The sequence below is a fragment of the Pseudomonas tensinigenes genome (assembly GCF_014268445.2).
Lineage (GTDB): Bacteria > Pseudomonadota > Gammaproteobacteria > Pseudomonadales > Pseudomonadaceae > Aquipseudomonas > Aquipseudomonas tensinigenes.
Map to the genome: position 1 here is coordinate 6379982 of NZ_CP077089.1, position 18933 is coordinate 6398914.

The 18933-nt window shown below is 59.2% G+C and carries 17 protein-coding genes and 1 riboswitch; of the genes, 9 read left to right on the forward strand and 8 right to left on the reverse strand.

The features are described from left to right. The first annotated feature begins 64 nt into the window (after positions 1-64). Positions 65-1330 carry a cation:proton antiporter gene (locus HU718_RS28415; RefSeq protein ID WP_186616164.1) on the forward strand — a complete coding sequence of 422 codons (1266 nt, stop codon included), beginning with the start codon at positions 65-67 and terminating at the stop codon, positions 1328-1330. On the opposite strand, the gene HU718_RS28420 is transcribed toward HU718_RS28415, so the two are convergent. Both HU718_RS28420 and HU718_RS28425 read right to left on the reverse strand, forming a co-directional pair. Then, positions 1331-2218, reverse strand: a complete 888-nt coding sequence (locus HU718_RS28420; protein WP_186616163.1) for a formate/nitrite transporter family protein — start codon at positions 2216-2218, stop codon at positions 1331-1333. Between the two features lie 175 nt (positions 2219-2393). Further along, a complete protein-coding gene (locus HU718_RS28425) occupies positions 2394-2801 on the reverse strand; it encodes an acyl-CoA thioesterase (RefSeq protein ID WP_016984776.1) in 408 nt (135 codons plus the stop codon). A 190-nt stretch (positions 2802-2991) separates the two neighbouring features. Further along, a riboswitch (S-adenosyl-L-homocysteine riboswitch) is annotated at positions 2992-3091 on the forward strand. 23 nt (positions 3092-3114) lie between these two features. Here HU718_RS28425 and ahcY point away from each other — a divergent pair. The 4 genes from ahcY (at position 3115) to rhlE2 (ending at position 8552) form a co-directional block, all read left to right on the forward strand. Beyond that, entirely contained in the window at positions 3115-4524 is a 1410-nt protein-coding gene (ahcY, locus tag HU718_RS28430) for an adenosylhomocysteinase (protein WP_102901307.1), read from the forward strand. 67 nt (positions 4525-4591) lie between these two features. After that, on the forward strand, positions 4592-5437 hold the full coding sequence (gene metF, locus HU718_RS28435) for a methylenetetrahydrofolate reductase [NAD(P)H] (RefSeq protein WP_007913720.1): 846 nt from the start codon (positions 4592-4594) through the stop codon (positions 5435-5437). 193 nt (positions 5438-5630) lie between these two features. Further along, positions 5631-6443, forward strand: coding sequence for a substrate-binding periplasmic protein (locus tag HU718_RS28440; RefSeq protein ID WP_150708265.1), 813 nt, complete (start codon positions 5631-5633; stop codon positions 6441-6443). A 222-nt stretch (positions 6444-6665) separates the two neighbouring features. Further along, on the forward strand, positions 6666-8552 hold the full coding sequence (rhlE2, locus tag HU718_RS28445) for an RNA helicase RhlE2 (protein ID WP_034153634.1): 1887 nt from the start codon (positions 6666-6668) through the stop codon (positions 8550-8552). A gap of 255 nt (positions 8553-8807) precedes the next feature. On the opposite strand, the gene HU718_RS28450 is transcribed toward rhlE2, so the two are convergent. Together HU718_RS28450 and HU718_RS28455 are read right to left on the reverse strand one after the other, a co-directional pair. After that, positions 8808-9386: a YceI family protein gene (locus HU718_RS28450; RefSeq protein WP_095121478.1), complete on the reverse strand. Its 579-nt coding sequence runs from the start codon at positions 9384-9386 to the stop codon at positions 8808-8810. 31 nt (positions 9387-9417) lie between these two features. Beyond that, positions 9418-9969, reverse strand: a complete 552-nt coding sequence (locus tag HU718_RS28455; RefSeq protein WP_150749734.1) for a cytochrome b — start codon at positions 9967-9969, stop codon at positions 9418-9420. 325 nt (positions 9970-10294) lie between these two features. On the opposite strand from HU718_RS28455, the gene HU718_RS28460 reads away from it, so the two are divergent. Next, complete coding sequence (locus HU718_RS28460) at positions 10295-10792, forward strand: hypothetical protein (protein WP_186616162.1); 498 nt, start codon at positions 10295-10297, stop codon at positions 10790-10792. Between the two features lie 371 nt (positions 10793-11163). Here HU718_RS28460 and HU718_RS28465 read toward each other — a convergent pair whose 3' ends face one another. Beyond that, positions 11164-12933, reverse strand: a complete 1770-nt coding sequence (locus HU718_RS28465) for a flavin monoamine oxidase family protein (RefSeq protein WP_186616161.1) — start codon at positions 12931-12933, stop codon at positions 11164-11166. 223 nt (positions 12934-13156) lie between these two features. Between HU718_RS28465 and HU718_RS28470 the strand changes: the two genes are divergently transcribed. Continuing rightward, on the forward strand, positions 13157-14563 hold the full coding sequence (locus HU718_RS28470; protein WP_186616160.1) for an adenosylmethionine--8-amino-7-oxononanoate transaminase: 1407 nt from the start codon (positions 13157-13159) through the stop codon (positions 14561-14563). Positions 14564-14706: 143 nt separating this feature from the next. After that, a complete protein-coding gene (locus tag HU718_RS28475; protein WP_186616159.1) occupies positions 14707-15426 on the forward strand; it encodes a 16S rRNA (uracil(1498)-N(3))-methyltransferase in 720 nt (239 codons plus the stop codon). 185 nt (positions 15427-15611) lie between these two features. Here HU718_RS28475 and trhA read toward each other — a convergent pair whose 3' ends face one another. Next, positions 15612-16229 carry a PAQR family membrane homeostasis protein TrhA gene (gene trhA, locus HU718_RS28480; RefSeq protein ID WP_186616158.1) on the reverse strand — a complete coding sequence of 206 codons (618 nt, stop codon included), beginning with the start codon at positions 16227-16229 and terminating at the stop codon, positions 15612-15614. Positions 16230-16416: 187 nt separating this feature from the next. On the opposite strand from trhA, the gene HU718_RS28485 reads away from it, so the two are divergent. Beyond that, positions 16417-17337, forward strand: a complete 921-nt coding sequence (locus HU718_RS28485) for a LysR family transcriptional regulator (RefSeq protein WP_186616157.1) — start codon at positions 16417-16419, stop codon at positions 17335-17337. Positions 17338-17760: 423 nt separating this feature from the next. Here the strand turns inward: HU718_RS28485 and madM are convergent, their stop codons facing one another. Both madM and madL read right to left on the reverse strand, forming a co-directional pair. After that, positions 17761-18525 (reverse strand): malonate transporter subunit MadM, encoded by a 765-nt coding sequence (gene madM, locus HU718_RS28490; protein WP_038861195.1) that lies wholly within the window; start codon positions 18523-18525, stop codon positions 17761-17763. A gap of 5 nt (positions 18526-18530) precedes the next feature. Then, the gene (gene madL, locus HU718_RS28495) at positions 18531-18923 is read right to left on the reverse strand and encodes a malonate transporter subunit MadL (protein WP_016984760.1); all 393 of its coding nucleotides are present in this window, start codon (positions 18921-18923) and stop codon (positions 18531-18533) included. Between the last annotated feature and the right edge of the window lie 10 nt (positions 18924-18933).

Genomic DNA, 18933 nt, shown 5'->3' on the forward strand with positions numbered 1-18933 from the left:
CCATCAAACCCCTGCGCCCAAGCATCGGGCGCGCTCCACTCACCCCTCATCCAAAGGACCCCGGATGCTTGAACTTGTCGCCGCTTTCATCTGCCTCACCACCCTCCTGACTTTCGTCAACTTCCGCTTCATCGGCCTGCCGCCGACCATCGGCGTGATGGTCACCGCACTGCTGTTCTCGCTGATCCTGCAAGGCCTGAGCGTACTCGGCTACCCCGGCCTGGAAGAACGCGTACAGCAACTGATCGGCCAGATCGACTTCGGCGATCTGTTGATGAACTGGATGCTGTCGTTCCTGCTATTCGCCGGCGCCTTGCACGTCAACCTGAATGATCTGCGCAGCTACCGCTGGCCCATCGGCCTGTTGGCAACCTTCGGTGTGTTGATTGCCACCACGGTCATCGGCAGCCTCGCCTATTACATTTTTGCCCTGTTCGGCTGGCACGTGAGCTTCTTGTATTGCCTGCTGTTCGGCGCGCTGATTTCGCCGACCGACCCGATTGCGGTGCTCGGTGTACTGCGTACCGCCAACGCTTCAAAGCCGCTGAAAACCACCATCGTCGGCGAGTCGCTGTTCAACGACGGCACGGCGGTAGTGGTGTTCACCGTGCTGCTGGGCATCGCCCAACTCGGCGAAACCCCGACCCTTAGCGCCACGGCGATGCTGTTCGTTCACGAAGCCATCGGCGGTGTGCTGTTCGGCGGCCTGATCGGTTATCTGGTCTATCGAATGATCAAGAGCGTCGAGCAGCATCAGATCACTGTGATGCTGACCTTGGCGCTGGTCATTGGCGGTTCGGCGATGGCCACCGAAATTCATGTTTCAGCGCCGATTGCGATGGTGGTCGCCGGTCTGATCATCGGCAACGTCGGACGCAATCTGGCGATGAATGACATGACCCGGCGCTATCTCGACGGCTTCTGGGAATTGCTCGATGACATGCTCAACGCACTGCTCTTCGCGCTGATCGGCATGGAACTGTTGCTGCTGCCATTCAACTGGCTGCACATGGCAGCGGCAGGGTTGTTGGCGGTGGCGATTCTGCTATCGCGCCTGCTCACTGTGGCCCCGGCGATTCTTCTGCTGCGCCGCTGGCGGACAGTGCCCGCCGGCACCATCCGCATCCTGACCTGGGGCGGTTTGCGCGGCGGTGTTTCGGTGGCACTGGCGCTGGCCCTACCGCTGGGCCCGGAGCGCGATCTGTTGCTCAGCATCACTTACATCGTGGTGCTGTCGTCGATCCTGTTGCAGGGTCTGACCATCGGCAAACTGGTCAAGCACGCGACTCGCAATGAGCCCGAGACCGTGACTGAACCAGCGCACCACTGATCATTTTTTGATCTGCTGCGGATCAGGTTTTTCGGCCTGATCCGCAGATTCCTTCGGCGCACCGCTCTCGCTACGGATCTGCGCATGGCTGATCAGCGCAAAGATAAAGCTGCCGCCAATGATGTTCCCCGCCAGCGTCGGCCCGGCGAAGACCATCCAGAAATCACTCCACGGCAGCTCGCCGGCAAACACCAGATATGACACCTCCGCCGAACCCACCACGATGTGAGTGAAGTCGCCGAGCGCCATCAGGTAGGTGATAAGGATGATGATCCACATCTTCGCGCTCTCCATGGACGGAATCATCCAGACCATGGTGGCTATCATCCAGCCAGACACGATGCCTTTGGCGAACATCTGGCTGGCATGGTTTTCCATGACTTTGCGGCCGATTTCGAGGAAGGCAACGTCGGTCTTGCTGTCGAAGATCGGCAGTTCGAGCATCACGTACGCCACCAGAATCGTGCCGCAGAGGTTGCCGACCAGCACCACCGTCCACAGGCGGATCAGCCGCCCGAAGTTTTGCAGGGTCGGCTTGGTCATGACCGGCAGCACTGCAGTCAGGGTGTTTTCGGTGAACAGTTGCTGACGGGCGAGGATCACCGCGAGAAAACCTGCGCAGTAGCCGAAGCTGGCGATCACTTTGAATTCATCACCGTCGGGCAGGCGCGAATTGAGCAGGCCCATGCCCATCAGCGACAGGCCCATGGTCAGCCCTGCCGCCAATGCCGACCACCAGAGCGCGGCGATGCTGCGCTCCAGTTCCTGATCGCCTTGGCTGCGGATGATTTCATGCAGGACGGCCGCACGGGGCGGCTGGCTTTTCTCGACTTCGTGCTGTTCTTTGGCCGAGAGGTCGGGGGTTTTGCCGTCGGTGGGGGTCGTCATGGCGTGGGAACCGTGGGGGGTGGTGTTTACCTACGACTCCCGCGGCTCACGACTGTTCAGTGGCCAGATGATTCTTCGGTGACAGGACAACCGCTTTCGCGAGCAAGCTCGCTCCCACAGGTACAGCGTGATCCTTGTGGGAGCGAGCTTGCTCGCGAAGAAAGCACCGCCAATGTCACTTGGTGACCAATTCATCTTCCTGAAACTGATCTTTCACATATTTGATTTCAGTGCGCCCGTGCGGCGCCGGCAAACCGTCTTCGCCCAGATTCACAAACACCATCTTCTCAACGGTCAGAATGCTCTTGCGGGTGATCTTGTTGCGCACTTCGCAGGTCAGGGTGATCGAGGTGCGGCCGAACTCGGTGGCGGTGATGCCCAGTTCGATGATGTCGCCCTGGCGTGAGGCGCTGACGAAGTTGATTTCGGAAATGTACTTGGTCACCACGCGCTGATTGCCCAACTGCACAATGGCGTAAATCGCCGCTTCTTCGTCGATCCAGCGCAACAGGCTGCCACCGAACAGGGTGCCGTTGGGGTTGAGGTCTTCGGGTTTTACCCATTTGCGGGTGTGGAAATTCATGGGGGACGGACTCCGAGGTGTTTGGGCATTAGGTTTACTCCCCCAGCTTCAAGTTGCAAGCGACAAGCTGCAAGTAAAAGCCGAGCCGCTGTTACTTGTCGCTTGCGGCTTGCCACTCGCAGCTCAAAGAAAGCTATAATCGCCACCGTTTCAAAACGGTCATCTTCAATTGATACCGTTTTCCCGCCACCTGTCCGAGGGGCGCTGCAGCAGGTTCAACCTGTCAGGCTCGGATGGGGCGTTGACCGGCCTTAGGCTGGACACTAAACGCACAACGGCGCCCATTCGCATACATTACGAATGGAGGCTCTTCATGAGCGCTGTTATCACGCCTGCAGGTTTTAACGATTACAAAGTTGCCGACATGTCCCTGGCTGCCTGGGGCCGTCGCGAAACCATCATCGCCGAATCGGAAATGCCGGCTCTGATGGGTCTGCGTCGCAAGTACTCCGGCGAACAGCCGTTGAAAGGCGCCAAGATCCTCGGCTGCATCCACATGACCATTCAGACTGCCGTGCTGATCGAAACCCTGGTTGCCCTGGGTGCCGAAGTACGCTGGTCGTCGTGCAACATTTTCTCCACTCAGGATCAGGCTGCTGCCGCTATCGCTGCTGCCGGTATCCCGGTTTTCGCCTGGAAAGGCGAAACTGAAGAAGAGTACGAGTGGTGCCTGGAACAAACCATCCTGAAGGATGGCCAGCCATGGGACGCCAACATGATCCTCGACGACGGCGGCGACCTGACTCAACTGCTGCACGACAAGTACCCACAAGTACTGGATCGCGTTCACGGCGTGACCGAAGAAACCACCACCGGCGTACACCGTCTGCTGGACATGCTGGCCAAGGGCGAGCTGAAAATCCCGGCCATCAACGTCAACGACTCGGTGACCAAGTCCAAGAACGACAACAAGTACGGCTGCCGTCACAGCCTGAACGACGCGATCAAGCGCGGTACCGACCACCTGCTGTCCGGCAAGCAAGCGCTGGTCATCGGTTACGGTGACGTGGGCAAGGGTTCGGCTCAGTCCCTGCGCCAGGAAGGCATGATCGTTAAAGTCTCCGAAGTTGACCCGATCTGCGCCATGCAAGCGTGCATGGACGGTTTCGAACTGGTTTCGCCGTTCATCGACGGTATCAACGACGGCACCGAAGCAAGCATCGACAAAGCGCTGCTGGGCAAGATCGACCTGATCGTGACCACCACCGGTAACGTCAATGTTTGCGACGCGAACATGCTCAAAGCTCTGAAGAAGCGCGCTGTTGTCTGCAACATCGGTCACTTCGACAACGAAATCGACACCGCTTTCATGCGCAAGAACTGGGCATGGGAAGAAGTGAAGCCGCAGGTACACAAGATCCACCGTACCGGCCCGGGCGCTTTCGACGCGCAGAACGACGACTACCTGATCCTGCTGGCCGAAGGCCGTCTGGTAAACCTGGGTAACGCCACTGGCCACCCAAGCCGCATCATGGACGGTTCGTTCGCCAACCAGGTTCTGGCGCAGATCTTCCTGTTCGGCCAAAAGTACGCCGACCTGTCGCCAGCCCAGAAAGCCGAGCGCCTGACCGTTGAAGTACTGCCGAAGAAACTCGACGAAGAAGTGGCCCTGGAAATGGTTCGCGGCTTCGGTGGCGTGGTCACTCAACTGACCAAGCAACAGGCTGACTACATCGGCGTCACCGTCGAAGGCCCGTTCAAGCCGCACGCTTACCGCTACTAACAGGCGCTTGCTCGCTCCCACACGGGATTGCAGCGCCTCGAAGGTTCTTGTTTCCAAGGGTATGACCATGTCCCAAGACCGTCGCTACAGCTTCGAGTTCTTCCCGACCAAGACCGATGCTGGGCATGAAAAACTGCTCGCCACTGCGCGTCAGCTGGCCACCTACAACCCCGACTTCTTTTCCTGCACCTATGGCGCTGGTGGTTCGACCCGTGATCGCACCCTCAACACCGTTCTGCAACTGGAAAGCGAAGTCAAAATCCCGGCCGCTCCGCACTTGTCGTGCGTCGGCGACAGCAAGGACGACCTGCGCGGCCTGCTGAACGAGTACAAGGCTGCCGGCATCAAGCGCATCGTCGCTCTGCGCGGTGACCTGCCGTCCGGCATGGGCATGACCAGCGGTGAGCTGCGTCACGCCAATGAACTGGTGGAATTCATTCGTGAAGAAACCGGTGACCATTTCCACATCGAAGTTGCCGCTTACCCGGAGATGCATCCGCAAGCACGCAACTACGAAGACGATCTGGCCAACTTCGTGCGCAAGGCTCGCGCCGGCGCCGACAGCGCGATCACCCAGTACTTCTTCAACGCCGACAGCTATTTCTACTTTGTCGACCGTTTGCAGGCGCAGGGTGTCGATCTGCCGATCGTCCCGGGGATCATGCCGATCACCAACTACAGCAAACTCGCGCGCTTCTCTGATGCCTGCGGTGCGGAAATCCCGCGCTGGATCCGCAAGCAACTGGAAGCCTACGGCGATGACACTCAGAGCATTCAGCGCTTTGGTGAGCAAGTCGTCAGCGAGATGTGCGAACGCCTGTTGCAGGGCGGCGCACCGGGGCTGCATTTTTATTCCATGAACCAGGCTGAGCCTAGTCTGGCGATCTGGAATAACCTGAAGTTGCCGCGTTGAAGCAGCGGCAAGCTTCAAGCTGAAAGTGACAAGCAAGATCAAGAGATCGCAGCCTTCGACAGCTCCTACATTGAGATTTCGTATCCCGTGCAGGAGCTGCCGAAGGCTGCGATCTTTTGCGTTTGAAGGCCCGAAACAGAGCTTGTGCAGGCACTTTCTGGCTCTTTCGCGTTTCTCGTCGTAATCTCAAGCCATGCCTTTGATCACGCAGTTATTCGCCGTGCTGGTTTTTGCTTGCCTGAGCTTCGCCGCTCGAGGCGAGAAACTGCGTATTGTCACCGAGCCATGGGCGCCTTACGTCTATGAAGAGAACGGTAAGAACCTCGGACTGGATTACGAAACCACAGCCATCGTCTTCAAACGGCTGGGCATAGAAGTCGAATGGCAATTCCTGCCGTGGAAGCGTTGCCTGTCGATGCTTGAAACCGGTCAGGCCGATGGTGCTCTGGATATCTTTCACAGCGCTGAGCGCGACGCCACCCTGCTCTACCCGAGCGAGCCGCTGTCGGACGTCGAGTTCGTGATGTTCTACGCCAACGACCGGCCGCACCCGTTCAGCAAACTCGAAGAACTCAAAGGCCTGACCATCGGCACTTCGCCGGGTTATCTCTATAGCCCCGACTTCAGCGAATCAACATTGTTTACCCGTGAGCCGGCCCCGACCCACGAAGCCAATTTCGGCAAACTGGTGCGTGGCCGAATCGATTTGCTGATCACTGATCGCCGCGTCGGTCAGCATTTGCTTGATGAGCTGAATATTCGCGATCAGATCAGCGAAAACCCTACCGTTATTAGCCGTCAGAGCCAGTTTCTCGCGGTTCGGCGCAATGCCGGCATGGATTTGCTGGTACAGCGATTTGGCGCCGAGCTCAAGCGCTTCAAGCGTGAACCGGCCTACGCCGAGCTGAGCGCACGCTACGGCGCCGCCCCCGCCGGCGGCCCTTCACTGAACTCAGCCACGGCCAACCGCAAAACCGTTGAGCAGCAGGAAAGCAGCGCGCAGTGATTGCTCTGTTATACTCCGGCGTTCCCGCCAGGCTCACGCCCGGACGCCCGGAACCGTAACAGGCCTCTCGACCCGCTACAGCGCAGCTTTGCAGCCCGCGCGAGCGCTCCAGACGTGCCTTCGGAACCGCAGCAGGACCGGACGGGATTGCGTCCTCTTAAACGCCATTCGCGCCAGGCAAGACTCCCATTGGGCCAAGCCCTAACTAAAACAGGATTACTCATGTCCTTTGCTTCCCTCGGTCTCTCCGAGGCTTTAGTCCGCGCCATCGAAGATGCGGGCTATACCGAGCCTACTCCGGTGCAACAGCGGGCCATTCCCGCCGTGTTGCAAGGTCGCGACCTGATGGTTGCGGCACAGACAGGTACCGGTAAAACCGGCGGTTTCGCCCTTCCGATCCTGGAGCGGTTGTTCCCCAACGGTCACCCGGACAAATCCCAGCGTCATGGCCCGCGCCAACCGCGCGTACTGGTCCTGACCCCGACCCGCGAACTCGCGGCCCAGGTACACGAGAGCTTCAAGATCTACGCCCGTGACCTGAAATTCGTCAGCGCCTGCATCTTCGGCGGCGTCGGCATGAACCCACAGGTTCAGGCCATGTCCCGTGGCGTCGACGTGCTCGTTGCCTGCCCGGGTCGTTTGCTCGATCTGTGCGGCCAGGGCAGCGTTGACCTGTCCCACGTGGAAATCCTCGTCCTCGACGAAGCCGACCGCATGCTCGACATGGGCTTCGTGCACGACGTGAAGAAAGTCCTCGCGCGTCTGCCGTCCAAGCGTCAGAACCTGCTGTTCTCGGCGACGTTCTCCAAGGACATCACCGACCTCGCCGGCAAGCTGCTGCACAACCCGGAACGCATCGAAGTGACGCCGCCGAACACCACGGTCGAGCGCATCGAACAACGCGTCTTCCGTCTGCCGGCCAGCCACAAACGTGCGCTGCTGGCCCACCTGATCACCGCTGGCGCCTGGGAACAGGTGCTGGTGTTCACCCGCACCAAGCACGGCGCCAACCGTCTGGCCGAGTACCTGGACAAGCACGGCCTGCCGGCTGTGGCGATCCACGGTAACAAGAGCCAGAACGCGCGGACCAAAGCGCTGGCCGACTTCAAGGCCAACCAGGTGCGCATCCTGGTTGCCACCGACATCGCCGCACGCGGTCTGGACATCGATCAGTTGCCACACGTGGTCAACTTCGAACTGCCGAACGTCGATGAAGATTATGTGCACCGTATCGGCCGTACGGGCCGTGCCGGTCGTTCGGGCGAGGCGATTTCGCTGGTCGCGCCGGACGAAGAAAAACTGCTGAAAAGCATCGAACGCATGACCAAGCAGAAAATCGCCGACGGCGACCTGATGGGCTTCGATTCGAGCACCATTGAAGCCGAGAAGCCGGAAGTGCGTGAGCGTCCGGACGTGCGCAACCCGCGCAATCCACGTGGCCCACGCGGCGACGGGCCGAATGGCGGCGGCGGTGGCGGCGGTCGTAAAGACAAAGGCAAAGACAAGGGCAAGGAAAAACCGGCCGGTGAACGTGGCGAGCGTCCTGCCCGTCAGCAGAAGCCGCGCGAAGGCACTCCAGCCCGCGAACAGCGCCCGAGCCAACCGCCACGTGCGGCGGCTGATCGTGCACCGGACGAGTTCCTCGACGACGATGTGGATAACTTCGGCAACCGCGTTGACTACGTGCCCAAGCCTGCCCCGGCTGGCGGTCGCGGCCGTCGTCCAGGCGCACCGGCTCAAGGTGCTGGCGCAGGTTCGGGCGCACCACGCGGCGGTCAGTCGCAGGGTCGTCAGAACGGTCCGCGCAACAGCAACGGCTCGAGCACCGGCACCCCGCCAGCCAAACGCAGCGGCGGCCCGCGCAACGGCGCACCGCGTGATGGTCAGTCGGGTCGTCGCGACGATTCCGCCTCGTCCTCGCGCAACCGCCGTCCGGCCCGTGACGATCAGCCACGCAGCGAGCCAGCCGTGCAGAACCCGCGCAGCAACGGCCCGAAGATCATGCACAAGGAATCGAAAGCCGACCGCTTCCCGACGCCTGAGCAGCTCGATCAACTGCCAAGCCGCCCGCGTGGCGAGAAACCAGCGCTGCTGACTCGCAATCGCTGAGTTAACGCCGCCCTAAAAGATGCCCCGCCTCGCAAGAGCCGGGGCATTTTTTTGCCACAGCGAATACCCCTGAATCACCGCATATCCCCTGTGGGAGCGAGCCTGCTCGCGAAATCGGTCATTCAGCCAACATCATTGCTGATTGACCCGCCGCCTTCGCGAGCAGGCTCGCTCCCACAGGGGATGTGTGTGACGGGCAATAAAAAACGCCCCCGGTCTTTCAACTGGGGGCGTTTTTTTGTGGCGGGGCGAAAGTTATTTAACTTTCACACCTTCCAGCGAGATATCCAGATCCGCGGTTTGCGAGGAAGGACCTGGGCCCTTGATCCCGAAATCCTTCAGGTTGAGGGTGGTCTTGGCATTGAAGCCTGCGCGCTCGCCGCCCCATGGATCCTTGCCTTCGCCGTTGAACGTGGCCTTGAAGGTCACAGGCTTGGTCACGCCGTGCAGGGTCAGGTCGCCAGTCACGTCAGCAGTCTTTTCACCGGTCGATTTAACGGCAGTAGAGACGAACTTGGCGTCAGCGAATTCGCCCACGTTCAGGAAGTCTTTGCTGGCGATGTGCTTGTCACGTTCAGCGTGGTTCGACCACAGGCTGGCGGTTTTCACATCAACCGAGATCTTGCTGGCTTCAGGTTTGGCCGAATCCCACGAGAATGTACCGTCGAAGTCTTTGAAAGTACCGTGGATGAAGCTGTAACCCAGGTGGCTGATTTTCCAGTCAACGAAGGCGTGCTGGCCTTCCTTGTCGATTTTGTAATCCGCAGCCATGGCCTGACCAGCCGAGAGCAGTGCAGAACCGATTGCCAGAGCGGCCAGAGTCTTTTTCAACATGCTTTCTTTTCCTTTGAGTCGAGGTTGAACTTCAGGCTTTGCGACCGAGCATTCGTGTCAGGGTCGCATCACGATCGATAAAGTGGTGCTTCAATGCTGCCAACGCATGGAGACCGGAAAAAATTACCAGCGCCCACGCCAGCCAGAGATGAATCACCCCAGCGGTATCTGCCTGATCCGGTAGCCCGGAAACCAGTGCAGGAACTTCAAACAGGCCAAACACCGGGATCCCGACACCGTCTGCGGTGGAAATCAGGTAACCGGCAAGCATCACAGCAAACAGCGCCAGATACAGAAACCCGTGGCCAAACTTTGCGCCGATACGGGTCATGCGGCTGTAGCTTTGCAGCGTCGGCGGCGGTGGGCTGATAAAGCGCCACAGCACCCGCAACACCATCAGACCCAACAGCACCAGACCGATGCTCTTGTGCAGATCCGGCGCGTCTTTGCGCCAGCTGCTGTAGTAATCCAGCCCGACCATCCACAGGCCCAGCGCAAACAGCCCGAAGACCACCAGCGCCACACCCCAGTGCATGAAGATGCTGACCCAACCATAGCGCGAAGAAGAGTTACGTAGCTGCATTGCCCAAATCCTGTGAGAACTGCGAACCAAGACTAGCGAGTTATCTATCGAATTAAAGCGGAAAATTTCGCTTTGAAATATCGAGAAATACGATCAAGAGTCTGGAAGTGGTGTGTTAAGGAAAGATTAAAGGCGATTTCCCCGCGCAGCGCTCGGGTTATGCGGCTCGACTTTCGCTGTCCGGTCCAGCTCGCCCCCGGAGCAAGCGACGATTTCAAAAAGGTCGCAGAAAGAGAAACTTCTACTCAATAACTATGTATCGCTGACTGCATGCCTGCACCTGATCAAATGATGACTCGACTATTCATTGAAAAGGTAAACCCCTATGGCTATTCGTTATACCCCCTTTCAAGCGAACGGCACTTCCGAGCTACCGCCAAACCAGACAATGTCTCCGGGGCAATATTTGCAGTCCGAAAATGGTCGATACCGTTTGGTATTGCACAGCGATGGCAACCTGGTGATAAAAGAAGGTGAAGCAATAGTCTGGATTGCCGACAACAATCAACCTTACAGTGCAACTCTGCATCCAAAGAAGATGCGTGAGCCACTACAATTTGTCGTCAGTAATAACGGATTTCTCTTCGACCCCTCCAGACGGCGACTATGGATTGCCGAAAGCACCCACAGCCTCGAAAAGTCACTGTGGTACAACACTTACCTGACGATGCAGGACGATGGCAATCTGGTCATTTACGACCAGCGCAACGGCAACCTGCGTTGGTCTCGATTCGGTTTTGTCCCCGGGCGGATTCGAAAACCCAAGCAACGATGGCTCAGAAAGTTACCGAACGGCACCGAGTTCTATAAATGGGACTTTTAACAGGTCACCGCTCTTTTGATTGATCAGTTGGTGAAAAGCGGTGGCGGCTGCAAGCAATCGGCACTATAGGGATCTATCTTGCAGTGATGGGCAAGTTCAGCATTATATCCACCTGGAAAGAAACGCCCATTGGCACAGCCGGAAAGTGTCATTAACAAAAGTACTACCGTTAGCGTTTTCATCGAGCGCCTCCAATTTTTTCAAGCATAAATTTGGAGATCAGGCAGCCGCTATCATTTCGTTCTGATTGTTTTGTGGGAATTGTCCTGCGCAGCGGTAAGCATTGAGACTGCACAGGGAAGGATTGAAGTGTGTGCTTCTGGCAAAAAAAACGCGGCCCATTTGGCCGCGTTTTTTATTGAAGCAAAGGCTTACTGCGCCTTCGTCTCAGTGGTGGCAGCAGGCTTGGCCGCTGGCTTCTTCGCCGGCTCAGCCTTTTTCGCTGCCGGTTTCGCCGCAGGCTTTTTCGTCTCGGTTTTAGCCGCAGGCTTCTTCGCCGCAGGCTTGGCTGCCGCTTTCTTCGCTGGCTCAGCTTTCACCGGAGTCGCTGGCTTCGGCGCTTCCACCGGAGCGGGCGCAGGTGCCGGGGTCGGTGCAGGTGCTGGCGCTACCGGAGCAGGAGCAGGCTCTGGTGCCTTCGCAGGCTCAGGCTTCTTCTCGTCATCCGAACCACCAAACAGGTTGCTGAAGAAGTTGCCCTTCTTCGCCGCCACGGCACCCGCCGCGCCAGCCGCTGCTGCAGCCGGCAGCACTTTCGCCGGTTCGAACGATTTGCCCGCCGCCAGATCTTCAACCTGACTCGCCGCCCGCTGACCGGTGCGCAGCGCGCCTTCCAGAGTGCCCGGGTACAAGGTGTCGGTGTGTTCGCCGGCGAAGGTCACGCGTTGCAGCGGACGTTCCCACAGGCGCCAGAACTTGCTGATCTGGCCCGGGCCGTAAGCCAGGTACGCGCCACCCATCGACGGGTCGGTGCTATAGCGACGGATTTCATACCCGGTGAACGAGCCTCGGGCCTGTGGATAAAACGCGTGCAGGCGGATCAGCACCTGATCGACCATCTGTTTGTCGCCGAACGCCTGCATCACACGGGCATTGTCGCCGGACAGGTTGATCACCACGTTGGCGCCGCCCTTCAGCGCAGGTTCGATCCACAACATGCCGAGGCCGGTGTTGCTGTAGATCTCGCCGGACATGCGCGCCTTGCTTTCCCACACCGGCGTCTTGAACTTCAGCATGATCTGGTCGCGCCAACCGTAGTTGGTGCCTTTGATCGCGGCCATGTGCTGGGCATCCAGCGCCGGGGTCAAAGCAATCTTGTTCAGCGCGCGCAATGGCACGGCCAACACCACGTAGTCGGCCTGATAGCCAACAGCGCCGACCTTGACGGTCACGCCGTCCTTGTCCTGAGTGATCGCCGACACCGGCGAGTTGGTCTTGATGGTTTTGATCTGTTTGACGAAGGCCTGCGCCAGCACCTGGCTGCCGCCGACCAGACGCGAAGCACGCAGGTCACGGTCGGAGATGCCGCGATAGACGCGGTTCTGCTGCGCGAAATACAGAAGCGACAGACGCGAAGGTTCGTCGTAGTGGGTGCGGATGTCCTGGTTGATCAACTGACGTGCAGTGGCCGGCAGGTTCTGCTTGTCGAGCCAGCTCGATACGGTGATCTGGTCCAGCGCGTGCAGGGTGCTGGTCGCCGCCGGGTTTTGCGGATCGTCGATCGAACGCGCCAGATCATCGAGGGTTTTTTGATAGCGCTTCAAGGCATCGGCGGTGGCCGGCTGCTTGGTCGCCAGATCGGCGGCAGAGAAATACTCGCCGTCGATCAGATAGCCCGGGGTCCGCACGAACTCAGGGGCCGGCGTGGTGCCCAGCTTGAAGGTCGAGACGTACTTGTTCAGCACTGGCTGCGTCTTGTCGTTGCCGATCCACTCGCTGGTGGCCATGCCCGAGCGCCCGCCCAGACTAGGTTTGGCTTCCAGCAGGGTGACCTGCCAGCCTTTGTTTTGCAGTTCATAAGCGGCAGTCAGGCCCGACAGGCCGCCGCCGATCACGATTGCAGTTTTATCCTTGGCCAGCGCTGTAACGCTGAACAGCCCCAACATCACCAGCGCACAGGCGCGCAGCCAACCGACAGACATTCAGCGAACTCCGGAAATACACGTAGGAAAAAGCAGTTTTGCGGGTCAGACGACCCAAAGAACCGCGAAGAATACGTTAGCCATCAAAACGCCGCCAGCGACGTCTATCGGCTCATACAAAGTAGCTCAATCGACACAATGGGTTGTTCCCACGCGACGCATTGCATAGGCTTGCGCGATTGTTTGCCCGCGCCTGACGCGAGCCGCCTCGAGGAGACTGTAAATGGGCCAGAATAACCAGTGGATGCAACGCGACCTCGCGGTGTTGTGGCATCCCTGCACCCAGATGAAAGACCACGAACAGCTGCCGCTGATCCCGATCAAGCGCGGTGAAGGCGTCTGGCTTGAAGACTTCGAAGGCAAGCGCTACCTCGACGCCGTCAGCTCCTGGTGGGTCAACGTGTTTGGCCACGCCAACCCGCGCATCAACCAGCGCATCAAGGATCAGGTCGATCAACTCGAGCACGTGATTCTCGCCGGCTTCAGCCATCAACCAGTGATTGAGCTGTCCGAGCGTCTGGTGAAGATGACCCCGGAAGGCCTGAATCGGGTGTTCTACGCCGATAACGGTTCGTCCTGCATCGAAGTCGCGCTGAAAATGAGCTTTCACTACTGGCTCAATCGTGGTCAGCCGAACAAGAAGCGCTTCGTCACCCTGACCAACAGTTACCACGGCGAAACCATGGCGGCGATGGCGGTCGGCGACGTGCCGCTGTTCACCGAAACCTACAAAGCGCTGCTGATGGACACCATCAAAGTGCCGAGCCCGGATTGCTACGGGCGCCCCGAGGGCATGAGCTGGGAAGAACACTCGCGCAACATGTTTGCCGCCATGGAACAGACCTTGGCAGAAAATCATGACAGCGTCGCGGCAGTGATCGTCGAGCCGTTGATTCAGGGCGCCGGCGGCATGCGCATGTATCACCCGGTTTATCTCAAGCTGCTGCGCGAGGCCTGCGACCGTTACGGCGTGCACCTGATTCTCGACGAAATCGCCGTTGGCTTTGGCCGCACCGGGACCATGTTTGCCTGTGAACAGGCCGGCATTCGTCCGGACTTCCTCTGCCTGTCGAAGGCCCTGACCGGCGGCTACCTGCCGTTGGCCGCGTGCCTGACCACCGATGAGGTCTACAGCGCGTTCTACGACGACTATCCGACCTTGCGCGCGTTCCTGCATTCGCACAGCTACACCGGCAACCCGCTGGCGTGTGCGGCGGCGCTGGCGACGCTGGATATCTTCGAGCAGGACAACGTCATCGAGAACAACAAGGCCCTGGCGCAGCGCATGGCCTCGGCGACGGCGCATCTGGTCGATCACCCGAACGTGTCCGACGTGCGTCAGACCGGCATGGTTCTGGCCATCGAGATGGTCAAGGATAAAGCCACGAAAGAGGCCTACCCTTGGCAGGAGCGTCGTGGTTTGAAGGTGTTCCAGCATGCCCTGGAGCGTGGCGCATTGCTGCGGCCGCTGGGCAGCGTGGTGTATTTCCTGCCACCGTACGTGATCACCCCGGAGCAGATCGACTTCCTCGCTGAAGTGGCTAGCGAAGGCATCGACATTGCCACGCGTGACAGCGTCAGCGTCGCGGTGCCGAAAGACTTTCACCCGGGGTTCCGCGATCCAGGCTGATTCAAAATTTGTGGCGCCTGAGCTGCCGCTTTCGCGAGCAGGCTCGCTCCCACAGGGGAATGCATTCCAAATGTGGGAGCGAGCCTGCTCGCGAATGAAGTCGACACCGATCCACCTGATTCACATCTTTCCAGAGACCCGAAATGAGACTGTCCCGCTTCTTTATCGACGCCCCCCTGAGCACCGGCGAACACGAACTGCCGGAAGCCCAGGCGCATTACATCAGCCGCGTGCTGCGCATGGCCGAGGGCGATGCGGTGCAGCTGTTCGACGGTTCCGGCCATGAGTTTCGCGGCGCCCTGCTGGAAGTCGGCAAGAAGCGCGTGACCGTGCAGATCGACGAGCAATTCGCCGGTCAGGTCGAATCACCGCTGCACATCCACCTCGGTCAGGGCTTGTCCCGTGGCGAGCGGATGGATTGGGCGATTCAGAAAGCCACCGAGCTGGGCGTGAATGAAATTACGCCGATCTTCAGCGACCGCTGCGAGGTCCGCCTGAAAGACGAACGCGCCGACAAACGCCTGCTGCACTGGCGTCAGGTGGCGATCAGCGCTTGCGAGCAATGTGGTCGTTCGCGGGTGCCGGTGATTCATCCGCCGGTATTGTTGGCGGACTGGATCAAGCAGACTGAAGCCGAGTTGAAGCTGGTGTTGCACCCGGTGGCTGAGCCAATGGTCAGTCATGCCAAACCGGCGACACTGGCGTTCCTGATCGGGCCTGAAGGCGGTTTGACTGACGCCGAAGTCGAGCAGGCCAAGGGCAACGGCTTCCACGCCGCCCGCCTCGGCCCGCGGGTGCTGCGTACCGAGACGGCGCCGGTGGTTGCGCTGGCGGTGGCCCAGCAGCTTTGGGGTGACTTCTAAGCCCCATCGCTGGCAAGCCAGCTCCCACAAGAGATCCTGAGTTCGCACAAATCTTGTGTTCACTGGATATCTACTGTGGGAGCGAGCCTGCTCGCGAAAGCGGTGTATCAGCCAACATCAGCATCAGTTGGACTGACGCCTTCGCGAGCAGGCTCGCTCCCACAGGGGATTGGGGATGATTCGGTCTAGAGGACATAAAACAAGATCGCGACAAAGTGCAGAAAACTCCCGGCAATCACGAACAAATGCCAGATCCCATGCGCATGCCGCAGCCGGTGATCGAGGGCAAAAAAGATAATCCCCACCGTATACAAAACCCCGCCCGACGCCAGCCAGGCAAAACCTGTCGTACCCAGCGCCGCAATCAGCGGCTTGACCGCCACCAACACAATCCAGCCCATCACCGCGTAAATCACGATCGACAGAATCCGCGCTTCCGAACGCGGTTTGATTTCCTGCAGGATGCCAATCAGCGCCAGCCCCCAGACAATCCCGAACAACGTCCAGCCCCACGGCCCGCGCAGGGTCACCAGGCAGAACGGCGTGTAACTGCCGGCAATCAACAGGTAGATCGAAAAGTGATCAACCTTCTTCATGATCGCTTTCTTGCGCCCGCGCACGCTGTGGTACACGGTTGAAGCGCTGTAAAGCACCAGCAGGGTGAAAGCGTAAATCGCCACACTGACAATCTTCCACGGGCTGCCGTCGAGGCTGGCGATCACCAGCATCCAGACGCCGCCGATAAACGCTGCCACTGCCCCGACCAGATGCGTCCAGGCGTTGAGTTTTTCTCCGTGATACATGTATTGCTCACCTCACATTCGTTACCGCAGCGCGCAAGGCTCGGGCCTTGAGCGTAAAAGCGCAATCAAAAGATCGCAGCCTGCGGCAGCTCCTACCTTCCAACGCATTCCAATGTAGGAGCTGCCGAAGGCTGCGATCTTTTGATCTTCAAGGCACAATCGACGCATTCCAAAAAGAGTCCGCGCCATGCTGATCGACGAAGAATTGACCCTGAAAAAACTCGAGGTGTTCCTCGCTTTCATGCGCACCGGCAACCTCGCCCGCGCCGCTGCCGAGTTGCAGACCAGCAACGTCAGCGTGCACCGCGCGATTCACTCGCTGGAAAGCGCCCTGCGCTGCCCGCTGTTCAAACACGAAGGCCGCAACCTGACGCCGCTGGAAAGTGCCTATGTATTGGAGGAGCGCGCGCAGAAGCTGATCAACGACGTTGTCGAAAGCGTACGCCTGACCCGCGAAGCCGCCGGGTTCTCTGCCGAACGCTTCAAACTCGGCTCGCTGTACTCACTGACCGTGAAAACCGTGCCGCAACTGATCATGGGCCTGAAGATTCGCCGCAGTGAACTCAACATCGATCTGATCCTCGGCTCGAACATCGACCTGCTCTACAAGCTGAAAAACATGGAAGTCGACGCGATTCTGGTATCGCTGGACGACAGCGTCAACGACCCGGATTGCGAGCAGATCGCGCTGTTTTCCGACGATATCTTCCTCGCCACCCCGGCGGACTCAAAGTTCGCGCAACGCAGTGAAGTGGATCTGGCCGAGGTGCGCGATGAAACGTTTATCACGCTGACCCAGGGCTTTGCCACGCATCAGGACGGTAACCGGGTATTCAAGCAGGCGGGGTTCGAGCCGAAGGTGGCGATGCAGGTGAATGACATCTTCACGCTGCTGAGCATGGTCAGCTCGGGGGTGGGTTATGCGTTACTGCCGGGAAGGATTGCGGCGGTGTATGAGAACCGGGTGAAGCTGATTCCGTTGCAGGAGAAGTACCGGTTGCAGCAGCACATTGGGGTGGTGTTTTTGAAGGCCAAGGAGAGGGATCCGAATTTGCTGGCGTTGTTGGCGGAGTGTCGGATGTATGCGAATCGGCAGTTGGCGGATTAACAGCAGATCAAGAGCTTACCCCCTCACCCCAGCCCTCTCCCCCAAGGGGGCGAGGGGGAAAGGGAGCAGATCTCCATGGGTTTCAAAGCCTGAGTTCGACTCAGGAATTTCAGGTCGATGTACCTCCAACATCCACCGCGGTCAGTCCCCTCTCCGCCAAAGGGTAGAGGGGGAAAGGGAGCAGATCTCCGTGGGTTTCAAGCCTGAGTTCGACTCAGGACTTTCAGGTCGACGTACCTCCAACATCCACCGCGGTCAGTCCCCTCTCCGCCAAAGGGTAGAGGGGGAAAGGGAGCAGATCTCCGTGGGTTTCAAGCCTGAGTTCGACTCAGGACTTACAGGTCGGCGTACCTCCAACATCCAACGCGGTCAGTCCCCTCTCCCTCCGGGAGAGGGCTAGGGTGAGGGCAGCTTTTACGGCGGCTACCCCATCAACCCGCGCATCGCCAAAAACAGCAGTGAAGGCCCAAGCAAACACCCGAGCGCGGTATAAAACGCCGCCGTCAGACACCCATAAGGCACCAGTTTCGGATCGGTCGCCGCCAACCCGCCGGCCACACCACTGGACGTGCCCATCAGCCCGCCAAAAATCACCGCGCTGCGTGGATTGTTCAGGCCAATCATCGGCGCCACGAACGGCGTCATGACCATCACCAGAATCGCCTTGATCAACCCCGCTGCAATCGACAACGCCATGACCTCGGAACTGGCGCCAATCGCCGCACCGGTCACCGGGCCGACGATGTAGGTCACCGCGCCGGCACCAATAGTGGTCAGGCTAACGGCATCGGTATAACCGAACGCCATCGCCACACCAACACCCGCCACGAACGACGTGCCTACGCCGACAAACAGCGCCAGTACCCCAACGAATCCTGCACGTTTCAGCTCATCGACACTCACGCCGAAGGCCGTGGCCACAATCGCGAAATCGCGCAGCATCGCACCACCGAGCAAACCGATGCCCGACAACAACGGAATATCCACCACGCCTTTCTGCCCACCGGTTAGTGCACCGCCGACATACGACAGCACCAGCCCCAGCAGAATGGCGATTGCCGAGCCGTGCAAACGACCCTTGGTAAAGGTGTTGGACATCCAGTAGGAGACCCACATGGTCAGCCCGACAATCAGAAACCCGCTGATCAAACCGTAGCCGGTGATGACTTTCATCATTGATTCGTACATGGCGCTTACCCCGCAGTCTTGGCTGGAGCGATCGGGGTCTGCTCCTTGTTGCCCATGCGTGTCAGCACGGGCACCAGGGCAAAAGCGATCACCACAGCGAGGGTGCCGGCAAGAATCGCCATCGGCCCGCCCTTCAGCGCGCCATAGACGTTTTGCTGCGCGGCCATGGCGACCACGATCGGAATGTAGATGGCGCTCCAGAACTCGACGCCCTGCTCGGTCTTGCCCTTGAGCCAGCCGCTTTTATTGAGATAACTGCCGAGGCCGATTAACAGCAGCATCGCAATGCCGACGCCGCCGACGTTGGCCGGCACGCCGATCAGCTTGCCGAGCAGTTCACCGACCCAGATACCCACCAGCGTACAAAAGGCGAGAAACGCCACACCGTAAATAATCATTGTTGTAGTC

Bases quoted from the DNA above. Each gene is read 5' to 3' on its own strand.
- madM (WP_038861195.1), bottom strand. From the start codon at position 18,525: ATGTACGAATCAATGATGAAAGTCATCACCGGCTACGGTTTGATCAGC.
- HU718_RS28450 (WP_095121478.1), bottom strand. From the start codon at position 9,386: ATGTTGAAAAAGACTCTGGCCGCTCTGGCAATCGGTTCTGCACTGCTC.
- HU718_RS28475 (WP_186616159.1), top strand. From the start codon at position 14,707: ATGAGACTGTCCCGCTTCTTTATCGACGCCCCCCTGAGCACCGGCGAA.
- HU718_RS28465 (WP_186616161.1), bottom strand. From the start codon at position 12,933: ATGTCTGTCGGTTGGCTGCGCGCCTGTGCGCTGGTGATGTTGGGGCTG.
- HU718_RS28440 (WP_150708265.1), top strand. From the start codon at position 5,631: ATGCCTTTGATCACGCAGTTATTCGCCGTGCTGGTTTTTGCTTGCCTG.
- metF (WP_007913720.1), top strand. From the start codon at position 4,592: ATGTCCCAAGACCGTCGCTACAGCTTCGAGTTCTTCCCGACCAAGACC.
- HU718_RS28470 (WP_186616160.1), top strand. From the start codon at position 13,157: ATGGGCCAGAATAACCAGTGGATGCAACGCGACCTCGCGGTGTTGTGG.
- trhA (WP_186616158.1), bottom strand. From the start codon at position 16,229: ATGTATCACGGAGAAAAACTCAACGCCTGGACGCATCTGGTCGGGGCA.
- HU718_RS28485 (WP_186616157.1), top strand. From the start codon at position 16,417: ATGCTGATCGACGAAGAATTGACCCTGAAAAAACTCGAGGTGTTCCTC.
- madL (WP_016984760.1), bottom strand. From the start codon at position 18,923: ATGATTATTTACGGTGTGGCGTTTCTCGCCTTTTGTACGCTGGTGGGT.
- HU718_RS28415 (WP_186616164.1), top strand. From the start codon at position 65: ATGCTTGAACTTGTCGCCGCTTTCATCTGCCTCACCACCCTCCTGACT.
- HU718_RS28455 (WP_150749734.1), bottom strand. From the start codon at position 9,969: ATGCAGCTACGTAACTCTTCTTCGCGCTATGGTTGGGTCAGCATCTTC.
- HU718_RS28420 (WP_186616163.1), bottom strand. From the start codon at position 2,218: ATGACGACCCCCACCGACGGCAAAACCCCCGACCTCTCGGCCAAAGAA.
- ahcY (WP_102901307.1), top strand. From the start codon at position 3,115: ATGAGCGCTGTTATCACGCCTGCAGGTTTTAACGATTACAAAGTTGCC.
- HU718_RS28425 (WP_016984776.1), bottom strand. From the start codon at position 2,801: ATGAATTTCCACACCCGCAAATGGGTAAAACCCGAAGACCTCAACCCC.
- rhlE2 (WP_034153634.1), top strand. From the start codon at position 6,666: ATGTCCTTTGCTTCCCTCGGTCTCTCCGAGGCTTTAGTCCGCGCCATC.
- HU718_RS28460 (WP_186616162.1), top strand. From the start codon at position 10,295: ATGGCTATTCGTTATACCCCCTTTCAAGCGAACGGCACTTCCGAGCTA.